The 16,894-nt window shown below is 30.6% G+C and carries 13 protein-coding genes and 2 pseudogenes; 8 read left to right on the top strand and 7 right to left on the bottom strand.

The features are described 5' to 3' along the window. Positions 1-194 precede the first annotated feature (194 nt). Positions 195-756, bottom strand: a pseudogene (locus PQF83_RS25595) (tyrosine-type recombinase/integrase); the annotation flags it as partial. Between the two features lie 47 nt (positions 757-803). Further along, positions 804-1,106, bottom strand: a complete 303-nt coding sequence (locus PQF83_RS28535) for a hypothetical protein (protein WP_061130459.1) — start codon at positions 1,104-1,106, stop codon at positions 804-806. A 243-nt stretch (positions 1,107-1,349) separates the two neighbouring features. On the opposite strand from PQF83_RS28535, the gene PQF83_RS25590 reads away from it, so the two are divergent. From PQF83_RS25590 to PQF83_RS25575, 4 genes are all read left to right on the top strand, one after another. Further along, a complete protein-coding gene (locus PQF83_RS25590; protein WP_046648668.1) occupies positions 1,350-3,353 on the top strand; it encodes a competence protein CoiA family protein in 2,004 nt (667 codons plus the stop codon). A gap of 94 nt (positions 3,354-3,447) precedes the next feature. Beyond that, positions 3,448-3,717 (top strand): hypothetical protein, encoded by a 270-nt coding sequence (locus PQF83_RS25585; RefSeq protein WP_046648669.1) that lies wholly within the window; start codon positions 3,448-3,450, stop codon positions 3,715-3,717. A gap of 95 nt (positions 3,718-3,812) precedes the next feature. Next, entirely contained in the window at positions 3,813-4,100 is a 288-nt protein-coding gene (locus PQF83_RS25580) for a hypothetical protein (RefSeq protein WP_046648672.1), read from the top strand. Positions 4,101-4,443: 343 nt separating this feature from the next. After that, positions 4,444-5,886, top strand: coding sequence for a hypothetical protein (locus PQF83_RS25575; protein ID WP_046648674.1), 1,443 nt, complete (start codon positions 4,444-4,446; stop codon positions 5,884-5,886). 188 nt (positions 5,887-6,074) lie between these two features. Here the strand turns inward: PQF83_RS25575 and xerS are convergent, their stop codons facing one another. After that, positions 6,075-7,160: a tyrosine recombinase XerS gene (xerS, locus tag PQF83_RS25570; protein ID WP_046646355.1), complete on the bottom strand. Its 1,086-nt coding sequence runs from the start codon at positions 7,158-7,160 to the stop codon at positions 6,075-6,077. Positions 7,161-8,201: 1,041 nt separating this feature from the next. On the opposite strand from xerS, the gene PQF83_RS25560 reads away from it, so the two are divergent. The 4 genes from PQF83_RS25560 to PQF83_RS25545 all read left to right on the top strand — a co-directional run bounded on the left by PQF83_RS25560 (position 8,202) and on the right by PQF83_RS25545 (position 13,127). Continuing rightward, positions 8,202-9,188 carry a LacI family DNA-binding transcriptional regulator gene (locus tag PQF83_RS25560; RefSeq protein ID WP_046646353.1) on the top strand — a complete coding sequence of 329 codons (987 nt, stop codon included), beginning with the start codon at positions 8,202-8,204 and terminating at the stop codon, positions 9,186-9,188. Between the two features lie 134 nt (positions 9,189-9,322). Further along, positions 9,323-10,699 carry a sucrose-specific PTS transporter subunit IIBC gene (locus PQF83_RS25555; protein WP_046646351.1) on the top strand — a complete coding sequence of 459 codons (1,377 nt, stop codon included), beginning with the start codon at positions 9,323-9,325 and terminating at the stop codon, positions 10,697-10,699. Positions 10,700-10,719: 20 nt separating this feature from the next. Then, positions 10,720-12,195 carry a glycoside hydrolase family 32 protein gene (locus PQF83_RS25550; protein ID WP_046646350.1) on the top strand — a complete coding sequence of 492 codons (1,476 nt, stop codon included), beginning with the start codon at positions 10,720-10,722 and terminating at the stop codon, positions 12,193-12,195. Next, entirely contained in the window at positions 12,192-13,127 is a 936-nt protein-coding gene (locus tag PQF83_RS25545) for a carbohydrate kinase family protein (RefSeq protein WP_046646349.1), read from the top strand. The genes PQF83_RS25550 and PQF83_RS25545 overlap by 4 nt, the downstream gene beginning before the upstream one ends. Positions 13,128-13,508: 381 nt before the next feature. Here PQF83_RS25545 and PQF83_RS25540 read toward each other — a convergent pair. The 4 genes and pseudogenes from PQF83_RS25540 to PQF83_RS25525 all read right to left on the bottom strand — a co-directional run bounded on the left by PQF83_RS25540 (position 13,509) and on the right by PQF83_RS25525 (position 16,889). Beyond that, positions 13,509-14,030, bottom strand: a pseudogene (locus PQF83_RS25540) (GrpB family protein). A gap of 447 nt (positions 14,031-14,477) precedes the next feature. Continuing rightward, the gene (locus PQF83_RS25535; RefSeq protein ID WP_225991072.1) at positions 14,478-14,807 is read right to left on the bottom strand and encodes a hypothetical protein; all 330 of its coding nucleotides are present in this window, start codon (positions 14,805-14,807) and stop codon (positions 14,478-14,480) included. A 379-nt stretch (positions 14,808-15,186) separates the two neighbouring features. After that, entirely contained in the window at positions 15,187-15,396 is a 210-nt protein-coding gene (locus tag PQF83_RS25530; RefSeq protein ID WP_001021329.1) for a hypothetical protein, read from the bottom strand. Positions 15,397-15,878: 482 nt separating this feature from the next. Then, positions 15,879-16,889 (bottom strand): zinc-ribbon domain-containing protein, encoded by a 1,011-nt coding sequence (locus PQF83_RS25525; RefSeq protein WP_000609152.1) that lies wholly within the window; start codon positions 16,887-16,889, stop codon positions 15,879-15,881. Positions 16,890-16,894: the final 5 nt, after the last annotated feature.

Below are 16,894 nucleotides of genomic sequence, written 5' to 3'. Positions count from 1 at the left end.
AATTAATTCATTGGATAAAAAAATCTTCAATTTCACATCGAGATTAAGCAACTATATTTTTACCCCCGTCCTATATATAGAACGGGGGTATGTTTGTTCAATTCTTTAAATTTAAATCGCTCAATTTTCGTTCTACAACAGGTGCTTAGTGAATAGATGAACTAGACTGTAATTCTCGGGAATTATATGCTAAATTATTCAAGTTGCCTTTTTTCTAAACAATCAATAGCTTCACGTTTCTTCTCATTACTAATATTTGTATAGATACTAGTAACTTCGACTGAAGTATGTCTAAGTTGATCTCGAAGTAATACTAGGTCTTTGTTTTCCTTATAATGATTGGTGGCATATGTGTGCTGTCGTTTATGAGGGCTACGTTTTTCATCAAATGCACTTGAATATTTGTCAAATAACTTCTGTATAGCTCTAACAGTTAACTGCGTATATTTCCCTTTATAATTTGTTACAAAAAGTAAGTCTTCATCTTGAGGGCAGTTATATTTATCAGGACGAATCCTAATATACCCCTGAACATCATCTAAGCAAGAACGAGTGGCTATCTTTTATTACCTTTACGAGTCGCTTTTATGGTTCCCTGACCGAAGTTTATACTAGAAATAGTAAGACTAGCTACATGGGAAACCAGAAGTCTATTGTTTAAAATGAGGCTTATGATGGCTATATCTCTTTCCTTATCCCGCCGGAAAAACTATATTTTTGTGGTGATATATTTTTCAATATTTCTCGGTAATCAATTATAAAAATAAAATAAGCCATATCTTACTTGTTATTCGTTTAAAAGCCTAAATAGAAATAAAAAAAAAGAGAATAAGAGCAGTGAAAATATGACTAAATATAAATAAAATACTTTCATTTTTGATTGAATGAGAATATCTAGAATTATGACGAATTAATATTTTTATTATTAATCCATATATCATCGAAATTAAAATGAGTAGAAGTAACAGCCAAACAAATTGCACCCTATTATAATCTATGGACGTAGCATTAATAATAGCAGGTTTTATAGCGATAAAAAAAATTATTAAATATATAAAAAGACTTAGAATACAATATAATGAAAAATTCAACAAGTTTCTGTACAAATAATTCCCCCCTCTCATAGAAGTAACCTAGCCCTATTTAATTATTACCATCATAGCAAAATAAAGTTAATCTGAAGTTGATTTTAAACTATTTATTAATAAGAATCAGAAGATAAAAATAAGTAAGCATAGAATTTCTATTAATAATTAAATGTATATATTCATAAATTTTAATGCGTGAATAGTATTATAATGAATTAAATGGATGGTAATAATATTCCTCTTTGAAAGGGTGTATATTAAATGCAGTATTCTTACATTAAGTATTTTGATGGTTGGAAAAAAATATTTCCTAGTGGTAACTTAATAGAATTTCAGGAGAAAAGTTATATAGAGTTAGATTCTATGATTATAGATAATGAAAAGGAAGCTAAGCTTATTAAAGGAAGAAAAGCTATATATCAGGCAATATGCCCTATATGCGAAGACATCATGTCGTTTAATAAAGGATCTAAGGCCGTTAATAAAAATCCATATTTTTTTCATTTAGATAAAGAACAATGTTTTTCATTTGAATCACTGGCACATGCTAGAACTAAGAAATACTTATATGAATTATTTAGTAAGGCTGGTTACATCGTAAAAGAAGAGAAACGATATAAAGACATTTCACGTGCCGACGTAGCAGTACTGCAAACAATTGATGGAAAAGAAGAGCTGAAGCTGGCAATCGAGGTACAGGCGTCAAATATTCGGACTAGTAATATTGCAAAGAGAACAAATATATATTTTGAAGAAAATGTACCAACTGCATGGGTGTTAATACTAGATAGTTTCTTTCCACCTAAGGAAAAAGAAGTAAATGGTGAAAAAATATACACGGATAGTTATAGTGGCACAAGAATTAGTAGTTTTAATCCAGAAACAAATTCATATGAGTATACATATATTGCTCCATTAAAAGAGGAGTACTTCTTTGTAACAGGGGAAAATAATAAAGCATTTAACTATTTGATGGATGTATACCATGTTATTGTAACTGTTGATCATAATGGACATGTATTTTTAATTCGAAGAACTCCCGAAAGTTCTAAGTTAAGGGTAGATGCATTATTAGAGAACCGAGAACATTCAACACAAGATGATATATTTCTGGTTAACCGAATAGCAGAGTCTGACATTGTACCAGTATTATTAGAAACAGAATTATTGCGTGCACCAAATAGTGAAAATGATACGAGGCTGAAAAAGAGTACTCAATTAAATGAAAAATTTAAAGGCCAAATTCATAGAAGTGATTCTGATCCCACGAAGTTAGTAGATGCTGCTATTGAGTTTGATAAAGCCTGGCAGATAGAGGAAGCATTAAATAGTATAGAATTAGCGAGAAAAACAAGAGAAGAAATAAAAATAGCCTATACTAACAAACTACTAGAGATAGAGCAACAAAAAGCAGAGGAGCGCAGAAGGCAAGAGGAAACATTGGCTGAACAAATGGCAAAGGATTATATGAACGACTTATACAATCAATATAAAAAGGAATTTAATATGCTAGTAGACCGCTTGGAGGCAGAAAAGGTTCAATTTCATTTATCTTCAATCGGTAAGTGGTATTCTTGGTTGAACTATTTAAATGAAGAGTGCCATAAGTGGTATATAGTCGTAAAAACTTTATTTAAAGGATTTCCAACACGTTTCTTAAGTGATAAGAATGATTATGAAATGTATTTTAATAAGGAACAAAATAGTTATAAAAAATGGATTGAGGGTAGAAGTTTAAATGAGTTTGTAGAGGAATTACAGCAACATTATGAACAGGAAACAAATAATACTAAGGAAAAAATATTTTATCAAAAGCTTTTGACTAAGTATGGACAAAAGTTAGATAAAGTGCAAAAAAAAGAAAAAATACAAAGGGAGCAAGAAGAGCTACGTATCCGTCAAGAAAAAATAAAGAAAGAGGAAGAAGAACGAAAACGCATTCAATTACAGAAAGAGCAATTATATAGAAAACAAGAACTTTTAAACAAAGATTATGATGATATACCACTTTTAACAAAAAATGAAATCGATAATTTTAGAAATAGGTTTTGGGAGGAATACAAATGTATTCCTAAAAAAGAACGCACTGCTTATGAAAGAAAGTATTTTCCTTCAGGACTACCACGGTGGTTTATGAAAGACAAGATTCTCCATGTAGAAAAAGAAATAGAAGCTGAATTAAAAAAGAAAAATAGCAAGAACAAGGAGCAAAAAGAAAACTTAAAAGATAACGACGATGGCTATATTCAGCTGAAGTTATTATAAAAGAAATTTTTGTAATTGGAAGATAACATATATATCATTAAACTTTATTTCTTTATATTATAATTTTAAAATCGTGTTTTTTAGGAGGATACATATGAGATTAAATAAAAGTGAAAGATCATTGCCTGTATTATTAGCCTATGAAAGAGATGAAAGTGGAAATCTTGCAGTTTGGTGCCCTTATTGTGCGACATGGCATCTTCATGGACGAGGAGACGGGCATCGTAGTGCTCATTGTCAAAATAGGAGAAGTCCATTTATAGAAACCGGGTATATTATTAAAAAGGGATCGAAAAAAGATTATGCTTTCGGTAGAACATATTATGACAGCTATGACAAATTAGATTTGAAATATCGTTACTAGAGGGTTTTTCTTTAATTTAAGAATCAATTTATAAGTAATGCCAATAAGTTAGTCTTATATAATCAGATAAGATATTAAAAGGAAGTGGAAGTTTAATGGGATATAGTACTCTATCTCTTGATTTTAAAAATAAAGTAGTTGTCGATAAAACGAAGTGGAAAGAAATATGGGATGATTGTATGGAACCAGATAGTTTTGCTGAGTATGTGTATATAGTGATTGAAAATGCGGCGCGTCGTTATAAATTTAAACATGACTTTGAACCAGAGATATACATGTTTAATTTGAATAGACCTTATAAGGTGAATCTGAGATTGGGTAATAAAAAATACATATTGATAATGAATCCCTTTGATGAAAGTCAACTTGTTAGTGGAGAATAAGGTTAATAAAAAATAAAAGAAAACCATCGTATTTTTCATTACGATGGTTTTTTAAATGGATGAAAGCCCTAGTTAATTAAGGATGAAGTGGATATTGTAACATACGTGTCGTAGTACGTAAAATGTTTTTTCTAATTACTCAATTAGTATTTTATTTTACATTATAGATGCTTCTTAAGATATTAATGAACCCTATACAAACATTTTCAAGCCAATTATGAATTAATGTTTAATTTGAAGAAATTTAAAAATTCAACGCAACTAAAATCTGATTATTTGAAAATTAATTAGATTTTATGGTAAAATTAAGGTTATTAATACAAAAAAAGGGTGGTTTGATTATTTGATAAATTCTAAAATTGTTTCATTGCAAGAAGGTTATACTTTATCAAAAAATGCAAGAAATCTATTCATTAATAGAAATAATCGTGCATTATTAATATATAGTCAATATGCAAAGCAAAATGCTCAATCTCTGTATAAATTAGCATATACGTATTTGGATAGTCCGTCCAATGAAATTGATAAAGGGTTTAATTATTTTACAAAGGATGAAATTATTTTATTTAATGATACATTAGCAAATGTTATAAATCAGTGCAGAGATGAGTGGATTGGTGATGTAAATCCTTATGAGATTATTGAAGATGAGAAAAAAAGGAAAAAATGTACATTGTGTAAGCAGAAAAATAAATTAATTTTTCATATCAAAAATCAATTTAATGGAATGAAAATGAATGTGGGAAGTAAATGTATAACAGCATTTCATTCATTAGAATATCCTTCTGGTCTGACTAAAGCAGAAGTTATGAGACGTGCACACCGACAATCTCGTATTCAGAGTTTAACATTAAAATTTCCTGGTATAGAAAAAATAGTATCGTCATGGGAATCTGAATTAGAAAAGTATCACGTCTTAATTCCTGAATTTTTAGAGAATAAGTACCTTGATATTGGGAGTGAATTAAAAGAGATATATAATAACTATTTAAAAAGACGGGTTGGAAAAGCTGATATAAAAAAGATTTCTAAACTTTTAAAGTCAAGGGATTCTTTTTTGAGCAATATGAGGGATTATGAAACGGAAAACAAACTAAAGGATTATGTTGTTACACGTAAAATTGTTAAATGGCTTCAATTAAAAAATGATTATGAAACAATTAAGCATATAAAAAAAACTGGTTATGTCACTTCTGATATAGTACATAAAATTTTAGAACCGAATTTTTTGGAATCATTAATCCCTAAAATTAATAGGCTTTTTGAAAAGCAAGGAATTAGTGTTATCGCATATGAGAAAGAATATGTAAATTATAAAATCAAACCTTTTTCAAATTTGGAATTCTATTTAAAAGTAAACAGCAGAATATTATTAAAAAATTTTGGGCCATTGTTATTTAGAAAGGCGATACCAATCGCTCCTAGCTTACAAAATATTTTTAAAATATCACATTTATATTCAGAAAATGAACAGAACATGGTACTTAATGAATTAAATAGAATGGATTCTGTTATAGGAACTGAACTTTTAGATTATGGATATGCATACGATCATTTTGAAAGAAATGAATTAGATTTATTTGATAAGAGAATAAAAAGATTTATTGTAGTGAATTTATCTAAATTTCTTGAAGAATTTAAAGGAGTTGCTTTTGAATTAGGGAAGATAGCGTCTATTGAACAATATGTAGATTATCTCTTAAAAGAAAATACTAAAACGTATACCTATTTAGATTTAAGAGGCATTCGTGATAGAACTGATAATGATATAGATAACAAAGAATAAAAATGACATGTAGTTAAATAATAAACAAGAGTAATAGTGATAATTTATATATTACTTAAATAAATAAATAAATAAAATCTATTAAAAATTTTATTTTAAAACTGAATTTTGCTTTAATTGATTAAAAGCTGTGATATGTATAATGAATAATAAAGGAAAAGCATCCTAAATAGGATGCTTTTCCTTTATTATTCAAACTGTCTTTTTTCTAATCGATCAATAGCTTCACGTTTCTTCTTATTATTTATATTTGTATAGATACTAGTAACTTCTACAGAAGTATGGCCAAGTTGATCACGTAATAATACTAGGTCCTTGTTTTCTTTATAGTGATTTGTAGCATATGTGTGTCGTAGTTTATGAGGGCTACGCTTCTCATCAAATGCACTTGAATATTTGTCACATAACTTCTGTATAGCTCTAACAGTTAGCTGCGTATATTTCCCTTTATAGTTTGTTACGAAAAGTAAATCTTCATCTTGAGAACAGTTATATTTACTAGGGCGGACCTTTATATATTCTTGAACATCATCTAAGCAAGAGCGAGTGGCTAATATAGAAGATCTTTTATTACCTTTACGAGTCACTTTTACGGTACCCTGACGGAAGTTTATACTAGAGATAGTAAGACTAGCTACCTCGGAAACCCGAAGGCCAGTGCCTAAAATAAGGCTTATAATGGCTATGTCTCTTTCTTTATCACGCTGAAAAAAGTTATATTTTTTTGGTGATATATCTTTCAACATTTCACCATAATCATTTGCTAGAAATTGGAGAAAAGCTACATCATCTTTTTCATTAAATATCATGTTTGCAACGTCATCTGCTCTTGCTGCTGCATCTACTTTCTCCTTATGCAGTTCAATTTTCTCCATTACATTACGTGAGATGTAATTTTCCCCTTGTTCATTCTCTGTGTTTTGAGCTAAGTACTTGAATAGAGATTTTAAAGCAGAGAAAGTTCTGTTAATAGCTCTTGTCTCAATACCTTCTCCCTGGAGATATCTTTGAAAAGTTCTAGCTTCATTTAATGGTAGATTTTCTAGTGTTGAAATTGGTACATCACATATATTAGTGACAACCTTACCGTTTTCAACGGCTAATCGATTACTTATAAGCCAGTTTAGAAACTTTTCAAATTCAGTAATGTAAGCATACAATGTAGCGGGGGAGAGGGCTGTTTTCATTTCTGCATACTCTATGATATACCAGGGCATTTTACTTTTATGTTTATCTATTAGGATTTTAAACTTTTCTTTTTCTTGGTTACTCATGTTGTACACCTCAAATCAAATAATGTAAATAAATTTTTAAACTAATACTTAAACTAACTATTCAAATTTTTGAGCTAGAATACTATTTTAATAAATAGCTTGATTACATATATGGATACCATACTAGTCTTTGAAAAAGAAGAGAGGTATCAATATATGATTGATACCTCTACTATACTCAATTCTATGAAATCCATCAAACTGTTCGTTAAATACACTTTTAACGAACTATTGGATGCTGATATTCTATCTCAACTAGGTGTAGCATCACATTACTATTAAGTTAAGGTTTTGAAGTACCCTCTAAATGAAAATTTTCTTTCTCTATAGTTAGTTATTCTGAGAAGTCAGCTTATTTTTTCAATTTAGGGGTGTTTACTCTTCTTAAATTGATGGGCATGTGGCGGGATCACTATTATCCAATCAGTTAGTAAACATAACATGAATTATAGTATTCGATAGATTAAGGGATAAACTGAAATCTAGTCTCAAAAAGGTAATTAGTTTAAATTATATTTATAGTAGAAACATCATTGCAGCATAATGAGCAGTAATTGAATATATACCTAGATTTTAAGTAATGAGAAATTAAAAATCTCCAAATTTTAACAAGTGCTATGATTATCTTGTAAGTTAACTATTTACTCCAACATTTAACAATGTATTGAAGTAGTAGTACTTAGTTTAGTATATAATAAATTATTTTAATTCCTTTCAACTATGTCGCGATGGAGTATATCAAAATATTATAAAGTAATGTAGAGCCATAAACTTTTCATACAGATTATGAATTTAAACAAGAAGTAATGCAAAATGCCATGGATATTGGTATGGGACAAGAAAAGTTCTTATAACAGGCTTTAGAATATTATGTAATAAAAGTATAGAGGTATTAAGTATTAAATCAAATAAAAAAGAGAAAAACTAACTGAAATAGTTGTTCTCAAATAATAAATGAAAATTTATTATTTATAAGTTAATATTAATAAATAGTATACAAATTTCTATACATCTATCAATAATGATAGTGAGGAGAGAATAATGGCAAATAATATATCAGATATTGCAAAATTAGCTGGTGTTGCAAAAAGTACTGTATCCCGTTATTTGAACGGTGGATACGTCAGTGAAAAAACAAAACAAAAAATTGAATTGATTATTCAAGAAACAAATTTTTCTCCCAATACATTTGCACGGAGTTTAAAAGCGAAAACCACAAATTTAATTGGAGTAATCGTCCCTCGGTTAGATTCTTTTGCAACAACAAAAACACTTATCGGAATCGATATCTCACTTCGCGAACATGGCTATCAAATGCTTGTTGCAAACGCAAGCCAAAGCCAAGAAATAGAGATAGAAGCAATTGAAAACTTTGTAAAGCAAAAAGTAGCTGGTATCATTTTATTAACCACAAAATTAACTGCTCAGCACAATAAAATTTTGTGTAAGTTACAAATTCCTATTTTGTTTGTTGGCCAGCAATACGAAAATCAATACTGTTTGATTCACAATGATTTTGAAGCAGCATTTGAATTGGGATCTTATATTTTATCCCAAGGACATTGTGATATTGCATATGTAGGAGTGACGGAAGAAGATGTTTCGGTAGGTATAAAAAGAAAACAAGGTTTTCAAAAAGCAGTTCAAAAGTTTGCCCCATCATGCAATGTTACATACTATAAGACAACATTTCAAGTGAAAGATGCTATGAAACAAGTATCAGACATTTTAAATAATCAGTTTCCAACTATTATTGTTTGTGCAACAGATAATATTGCAATTGGGGCAATTAAGGTGATTCATGAAAGGAAGCTTTCTGTACCAGCAGATATATCAGTTACTGGTTTTGGAGGATATGATATTTCAGAGATGATTCATCCTAGTTTAACAACCGTCTCGTTTGATTACCATTACACTGGTACTGTTGCAGCGACATCTATTATACAATTAGTTGAGAACAAGGAAGTACCAAAAATAATCAGTTCAAAATATGAATTGAAAATTCGAGAAAGTGTTGACAAAGTGTGAAAGCGCTCTATAATCTATTGTAGAACCGGTTCCATTCCGGTAAGGTTAAGACAGGATTTTTTTACATTTAAAAACCTGTCTCCTATTTTGAATATTTACGGAACCGGTTCCATAAATATTTAGGAGGATTTCGGATGGATATGAAAGCAATTGCTAACAGTGTATTACAGCATATTGGCGGAAAAGAAAATATTGTAAGTGCAACGCATTGTGCAACACGTCTCCGCCTCGTTTTAAAGGATGACTCAAAAGTAATACAAACAGAAATCGAAAACATTGAAGGGGTAAAAGGTGCATTCTCTACAGGTGAGCAGTATCAAATTATTTTCGGAACGGGACTTGTTAACAAGGTATATGAACCTTTTGCAAATCTTATTGGCTCATCTCAAATCAATTCGCAAACAGATACAAGAGTCGTAAAGAAAAATATGAATCCAATTGTTCGATTAGCAAAAGTTTTATCTAATATCTTCGTGCCAATCATCCCGGCAATTGTAGCAAGCGGTTTATTAATGGGTCTACTAGGAATGTTGAAAGCGTTTAAAGTGGTGCCGGCTGATCATGCTATGATTCAATTATTTGATATATTTTCAGGTGCTACTTTTATAATTTTACCAATCTTACTTGGTGTTAGTGCTGCAAAGGAATTTGGTAGTAATATTTTCTTAGGAGCTGTAATTGGTGGGATTTTAACTCATCCTGCATTAACGAACCCTTGGACACTTGTAAATGCGAAGCCAACAGTTTTACATTTTCTTGGTATGGATATTGATATGATTGGTTATCAAGGTACAGTCCTTCCAGTTTTATTATGTGTATACGTTATGAGTGTTATAGAGAAACAATTACGAAAACATGTACCAAATACTTTAGACTTATTAATTACACCTTTTTTAACAGTTATGATTACAGGTTTTCTATCGCTCATTATTATTGGTCCTGCGGGTTATAAGATAGGTGATGGAATTACTTACATTTTAAATACTGTATACGAAGTTGCAGGACCAATAGCTGGTTTTATCTTCGGTGGTTTATATTCAACTATTGTATTAACAGGTTTACACCATAGTTTCCACGCAATTGAAGCCGGATTGCTTGCAAATAAAGAAATTGGTGTGAATTTTTTACTCCCGATATGGTCAATGGCCAATGTTGCACAAGGTGGAGCAGCCCTAGCTGTTTACTTTAAAACAAAGAATACCAAAACAAAGGGAATTGCAATTCCGTCTGCAATATCAGCATTTTTGGGTGTTACAGAGCCGGCAATTTTTGGTGTGAATTTAAAATTAGGAAAACCATTTATTGGTGCGGGAATTGGTGGAGCTTTAGGCGGAGCATATGTTGTGTTTATGAATGTTGCAGCAAATGCTTACGGTTTAACAGGAATTCCAATGCTTACGATTGTAGTTCCATTAGGGGTAATGAATGCAGTCCATTATATAATTGGTTTTGTGATTGCGGTAATTACAGCTTTTGTAGCAACAATTATTTTATATAAAGAAAAGAATTAATATTTTGAGGTGAATACCTGATGAGTAAATATAGAAAAATACAGGATGCAAAAGAAGGTGAATTGACTTCACTTGAAAAAGTTGCAAACCAAGACTCTTGGAAGCCAATCTACCACATTCATCCTCCATATGGATTAATGAATGATCCAAACGGTGTATCTTATTATAACGATGAATATCATATATTCTATCAGTGGTATCCTTTTGCTCCGATTCATGGAATGAAGCATTGGGGGCATGTAAAGTCGAAAGATCTCATTCATTGGGAGCGTATGCCTGTGGCCATTACGCCAACAGAAGATTACGAATCACATGGTGCTTATTCTGGTGGGTCTTTTGTGAAAAATGATATACTTCATTTATTTTATACCGGAAATGTAAAATATGACGATGGCTCCAGTAATGCGAATCAATGTCTGGCTCTTATGAATAACAAATATGAAATAGAAAAAATAGCATATAATCCGATTATTCGAGGAGTCCCAGCTGGATATACTAGGCATGTTCGTGATCCTAAAATTTTGGAGCATAATGGGTGCTATTATATGCTCCTTGGGGCACAACGGAGTAATGAGACAGGAACACTTCTCATTTATCACTCAAAAAATTTGTTTAGTTGGGAACTATATGGAGAACTACAAACTAACTTGAAGGATTTTGGTTTCATGTGGGAGTGTCCTGATTTTTTCCATTTAGATGGAAAAGACATCTTGGTTTTCTCCCCACAAGGACTTGAAGGAAAAGGGGATAGTTACCAAAATGTTTATAATGTCATTTATGCAGTTGGAACACTAGATTTAGAGAATTTATATTTTCATATTGAGTCTTATAATGAATTAGATAAAGGATTTGATTTTTATGCACCGCAAACATTACAAGATTCCAATGGAAGACGCATTATGTTTGCCTGGGCGGGATCCAGTGAAATATCATACCCTTCAGATGATTTCATGTGGGCACATTGTTTAACTATTCCTCGTGAGCTTACTCTTGAAGGGAATATATTAAAGCAACGACCTGTTTCTGAATTGAAAGAATTGCGTACATCTTCAAAGTCTATATCAGGTTGTGTGCAGAATGAAACATGTGTATTATTAGACCTCCTTAAAGAACGCTCTTACGAATTAGAAGTACAACTACAAGTGGAAAAGGCTAATGTCTTCGGTATTTCGTTATTTCATCATGAGGAAGAATCATTCCCTATTACTTTTCATCGTGAAAAGGGAACTGTTTCAGTTGAACGTGGAAATTTTCAACATCGTTTTGGTGGAGAGTACGGTTATACACGTTGCAAACAAATTCAAATTCAAGATTCGATGAGTATGCAGATTTTTGTTGATCAAAGTATTGTTGAAGTTTTCTTATGTGATGGAGACACTGTCTTTACATCACGTGTGTTTCCTCGTAAAGATTTAGAAAGTGGCATCTCACTTTTCGCAGATGAAAAGATGGAATTTCAAATTACACAATACAAACTTGGGAGAGGTTTAGAATGAAGAAAGTTTTTTGCATCGGAGAATTGTTAATTGATTTTATTTGTTGCAACAATGAATCTTTAAGTGAAGGTATATATTTTGAAAAGAAAGCGGGAGGTGCCCCAGCAAATGTTGCGGCGGCAATTACAAAATTAGGTGGTAAGGCTTCCTTTATGGGGCAAGTTGGAAATGATTCTTTTGGGACATTTCTTGAAAAAACATTACAAGAAAATAATGTTGATACTTCTATGCTTGTAAAAGAAAAACAAACAACATTAGCATTCGTTTCCATTGACCAACACGGGGAACGTGATTTTACATTCATGCGTGGTGCAGATGGAGAATATCATTTTCAACAAATTGATTTTTCTAAGATGAAAATGAATGATATTATTCATTTTGGTTCTGCAACAGCTTTATTACCTGGTAACTTGAAAGAAACATATTTTAATTTATTTCAATACGCTAAAGATCAAAATCACTTCATTTCATTTGATCCAAACTATCGTGATACACTCATTACAGATAAGGAGCAATTTTCTAAGGATTGCTTATCTTTCATTGGGCAAGCTCATTTCGTAAAAGTAAGTGAAGAGGAAGCGATAATGCTTTCAAAAGAAACAAATATGATTAATGCTGCAAAATTTTTACTTGCAACAGGTGCAAATGCTGTTGCCATTACGCTTGGAAAACAAGGAACACTTATTGCAACAAATGAAGGGGAAGTACTTATTCCTTCGATTACTGTAAAGCAAGTAGATTCAACAGGTGCAGGTGATGCTTTTGTAGGAGCTATGCTCTATCAATTTGCGCAGGAAGAAAATATATTTGATGTAAACTCAGAAAAAATACACACTTTTGTTAAATTTGCAAACAAAGTGGGAGCAATTACATGTATGAATTATGGTGCTATCCCATCATTACCTACGTTAGAAGATATTATTGAAAAATAATACTGTTTATCTATTACTAATAGAGCTTTAGTAAAGTTGAATTAAACCATTTTATTTAAAGTGTGAGTAGATTTGAGTAAATATAAAAGAGTCTTTGTACAATAGTATGTAGCAAGGCTCTTTTACTTGAAGTTGTAAATCGTTTATAAAAACAAAACAATCTACTTTCTTACCTTACAAATGTATAAGAATCTTTTTTGTGTAGAAATAATAAAGTTTTTTAATTTTGTTCTTAGAAATACAATAATCGCCTATCAATAAATTTGATAGGCGATTATTGTATTTGTTTAAAAATTGCTTTAATGCTTTCATAAAACGATATTTCATGAAAAATAAAGCTATTTAAATTTGGAAAGTGATTAGTTACACATAGCCTCCTTTTTAATTAGTTATTTTAGCGAATACAGATTTAACTAAGTTTGTTTTATCATCTAAATACTTATACTTATATTTATTATCGGGATTATCCCGCTCGAATTGAGTCTTTAACTGCTCATACTCAATTCGAGCGGTTTTATTATTTCATAAGTAATCTCTAAAACACAATTGCTCAATTAAATATTTATTACCCTTTTCATACATATGGTTTGATATGTTCTCGGTTCTCCTTAGTTAAAATAATATCTTTCAAGTAATACACCTTTTCTTTTTCTATACCCATAATATAGCTGTTCTAACTTAGCGATACATTTCAAACCATTTTCAAAATTCTTTAATTCAAGTGCAATATTAATATTAGGTTTTGCACTCAAGTTTGGAGTGACAGTACTTTCACAATAGGGTGTATTGCCAAAATGTATTCTCCAATTTGTTTTTCAATTAATTTTTTCTCTTTTAAGAATTCTACCTCCTATTCCTTAGTCAAAAAAACTAAAAAACTTTACTACAGGGTAATCCTAACATTTAATTAACTCCTCCTGCATACAGCCCTTTTTTTAACAAGAAATGTTACAATATTCCTTTTTATTGAATAGCACAAAATAAAATAGAGGGCATAAAATCCTAATTCAGCCCAGCCTGTTAAATAACTATTCTATTTTTAAAAGGCTTTATTGTAATTTAGACAACTTTATTATCCATGCACATTCTTGCATTTTCTAAATTGTTATATCATTGAAGATGTTTTATGAATAGAAGAAATAAGTAATTTTAAAGGTTTTTCTGAAATGAATTTTTTTAACAAATACATACGGAGCGATAATAAATAATTTTACTTTAATATATAAAACGACAAGGATCCAAATAAATACATAATTTAACGAATAGTTTATGTAATAAAGTTATTGTCAACCTAATGCTTTTTATTACATTATATGTGCTATTGAATAGTGAACTACTGTATTGTTAAATTTATTCAACTATTAATTCTCCAAAATGGTCATAAAGTAATTTTAAACCAATAGCATGGTTTTCGTTTAAAAGTTCATATGCTTCACGAAGTAACTTATGTCTTTTGTTATAAAGTGTAGTACATGTAAATGTGTTTGAATAGCAACAAGGACAGACAATCCCCATAATGGCCGTGTTAAAAGCAACAATAGTATTCTGCTCTGGATCAATCTTACAATATAAACGAATAGAATTACCTGTGTCTGTATTTGCAATGATTGTAGCCATGTTATCTTCCTTACGAATATTTCCGTTAGAATCCATCTCTAAAATTGCACTTGTTAGTTTCAATTACTTTCACTCCTTAATTTTATATACAATTAGAATTTGAGGAGTATCTAAATAAACAAAGCTTATATTTAGATACATGACATTTCATAAGTTAATACAATTAATATTATATAATATATATATTAAAAAATAAAGTGTTCGTTAAATAGGAATTTAACGAACAGTTGAGGAAATGTGAGTTAAACTCCCCTCCTATCTTAATGTACTGTACAAAGGCATGAAACTCTAAACTCTCATTTTTGGGACTAGCTTGGGCCAAGAAAATCCAAACTAAAGTTTTATAGATTTACAGAACTAAATACATGTGATCTTGTGTGAACGTATATGTTTAAATACTACGTTACTTTTATTTATAAAAAAGGCATCCTAAGATGCCTATCTATTCTGTAACAAATTTAAATACATAGTACATAAAAAATAGACAAGATAGATAGGCTAGCCTGCCAGCAACGGATTCTCTCATAAATTTCATAAGTATGACTTTGACAAGCAATGCTAAGAATAACGGTATAAATAGTACCATAGCAAGTTTGATCGCTATGTCATTCATTATTGGATTAAATGGTTCGAAATTAATTATAATATTCACTTACCTTTCTCTTATCGTTCTATTTAAAGAATAAAATTATACAAATAAACTCGCTAAAAAGATACCATAAGGTTCCTTCCTCCAACTGAACAATCTTAATTTTAACCGGTTCTTTTGCAAATATAAGACGCATTTCAGGGAACAATCAGGATTCCTACCGAAATTGTTCTTTTTTGTCATATGCATGGCTTCTACTCCTATATAATATTATCCTTTATAACAAAAAAGCACTGCTATGATTTCTAGGAGTATTGAAAATGTTCTATCGTACTAAATTCACTTTATAAATAGAACATATAATAAAAGACCTTGCTACACAAAATAGCAAGGTCTAGATATAGTAAAATAAGCACCTTAGAGATTTATAGGTGCTTTTATTTAAATTCATTTCCACAAAATAAAATGTAAAAAACTAAAAAAGCAAAAAGGACACTTTTTTAGTTTTTTAGCTTCCCAGCACAAATTTGAAAAAAGATTTCAAGCTATCCTTCACTATCTTTAAATTTTCCTCTTAAATTCTTCTCAAAGATAACCCTATTATCTTCCATCTTATTATAAGTTTGAAATAAAGCTTCTCTTTTCTTTTTTCTTACCCTTGGTTCTGGAGGATAACATGACGGACATTTTGCAGCCCCTTCATGTCTAGCTTTGACCATTGCTTTATATTCATGTCCACACTTACCACAAATCCACCATGCTCTTTCGTTACATCTGGTAGATGTCTCCTCTGGTGTTGTTACACCATATACTTCTTTATTCTTTGTAGGATGCCATTCTTTTGCTATTTCTGGGTTATGAAGAGCAATTGACTGTTGATACTTTTCACAAGTTCTACATCCCTTACCATTTTTCACTCTTAAATTTATTTTTTCTCTCCACATATGACCTTCTTTACAAACCCACATTACTTCTTCATTTGAAGTATAAATTGCCTCATATGGATTTCGGAATTTCTGCCGATAACATGTGTCAAAGATACAAAACTCCTTTGCTATCTCTGGATACATTGTTGCTAATGAGTTGTCTTTGCAAACTTTCTTATTTGAACAGTATGGACACACAGTTTTATCATGAAGTCTACTTCTAACAGACTCCTTCCACTCATGACCCTTACCACATATCCACCATCTAACATTCCAATTCTCTTCATCAATCATCTCATTATCAGGTGTTACATCTGCATTTCTTTTGAAATTCCATTGCTTAGATAAATCTGGATCAATACATCTAAGTGATTTAGCTTCTATTTTATTAACATTGTTTAATTTATCTAGCTGCTGCTTTTTCTTCATACACTTTGGACAAAGCTCATCTTCAACTTTCAGCCTATCATTAGGAGTTGATCCCCAAACATGTCCCTCAGAGCACTCCCACCAAATATATTCGTAACTTCCATATGTAATATCTTCAGGATTCAAGTGACCATTCTTGATAGGATGCCATTCACTTAACAGCTTTTTAGAAAGACCTGTATTTATAAGTAAATTAATCATAGTAT

The sequence above is a fragment of the Bacillus sp. FF-1 genome, assembly GCF_028548245.1.
GTDB classification, from domain to species: Bacteria; Bacillota; Bacilli; order Bacillales; family Bacillaceae_G; genus Bacillus_A; species Bacillus_A paranthracis.
The sequence above is the reverse complement of the archived record's forward strand: the minus strand, read 5'-3'. Positions and strand labels throughout refer to the sequence as shown.

What these genes read in the sequence shown, in the direction of transcription:
- PQF83_RS25590 (WP_046648668.1), top strand. Translation starts at nt 1,350, where the DNA reads ATGCAGTATTCTTACATTAAGTATTTTGATGGTTGGAAAAAAATATTT.
- PQF83_RS25585 (WP_046648669.1), top strand. Translation starts at nt 3,448, where the DNA reads ATGAGATTAAATAAAAGTGAAAGATCATTGCCTGTATTATTAGCCTAT.
- PQF83_RS25580 (WP_046648672.1), top strand. Translation starts at nt 3,813, where the DNA reads ATGGGATATAGTACTCTATCTCTTGATTTTAAAAATAAAGTAGTTGTC.
- xerS (WP_046646355.1), bottom strand. Translation starts at nt 7,160, where the DNA reads ATGAGTAACCAAGAAAAAGAAAAGTTTAAAATCCTAATAGATAAACAT.
- PQF83_RS25560 (WP_046646353.1), top strand. Translation starts at nt 8,202, where the DNA reads ATGGCAAATAATATATCAGATATTGCAAAATTAGCTGGTGTTGCAAAA.
- PQF83_RS25555 (WP_046646351.1), top strand. Translation starts at nt 9,323, where the DNA reads ATGGATATGAAAGCAATTGCTAACAGTGTATTACAGCATATTGGCGGA.
- PQF83_RS25550 (WP_046646350.1), top strand. Translation starts at nt 10,720, where the DNA reads ATGAGTAAATATAGAAAAATACAGGATGCAAAAGAAGGTGAATTGACT.
- PQF83_RS25545 (WP_046646349.1), top strand. Translation starts at nt 12,192, where the DNA reads ATGAAGAAAGTTTTTTGCATCGGAGAATTGTTAATTGATTTTATTTGT.
- PQF83_RS25525 (WP_000609152.1), bottom strand. Translation starts at nt 16,889, where the DNA reads ATGATTAATTTACTTATAAATACAGGTCTTTCTAAAAAGCTGTTAAGT.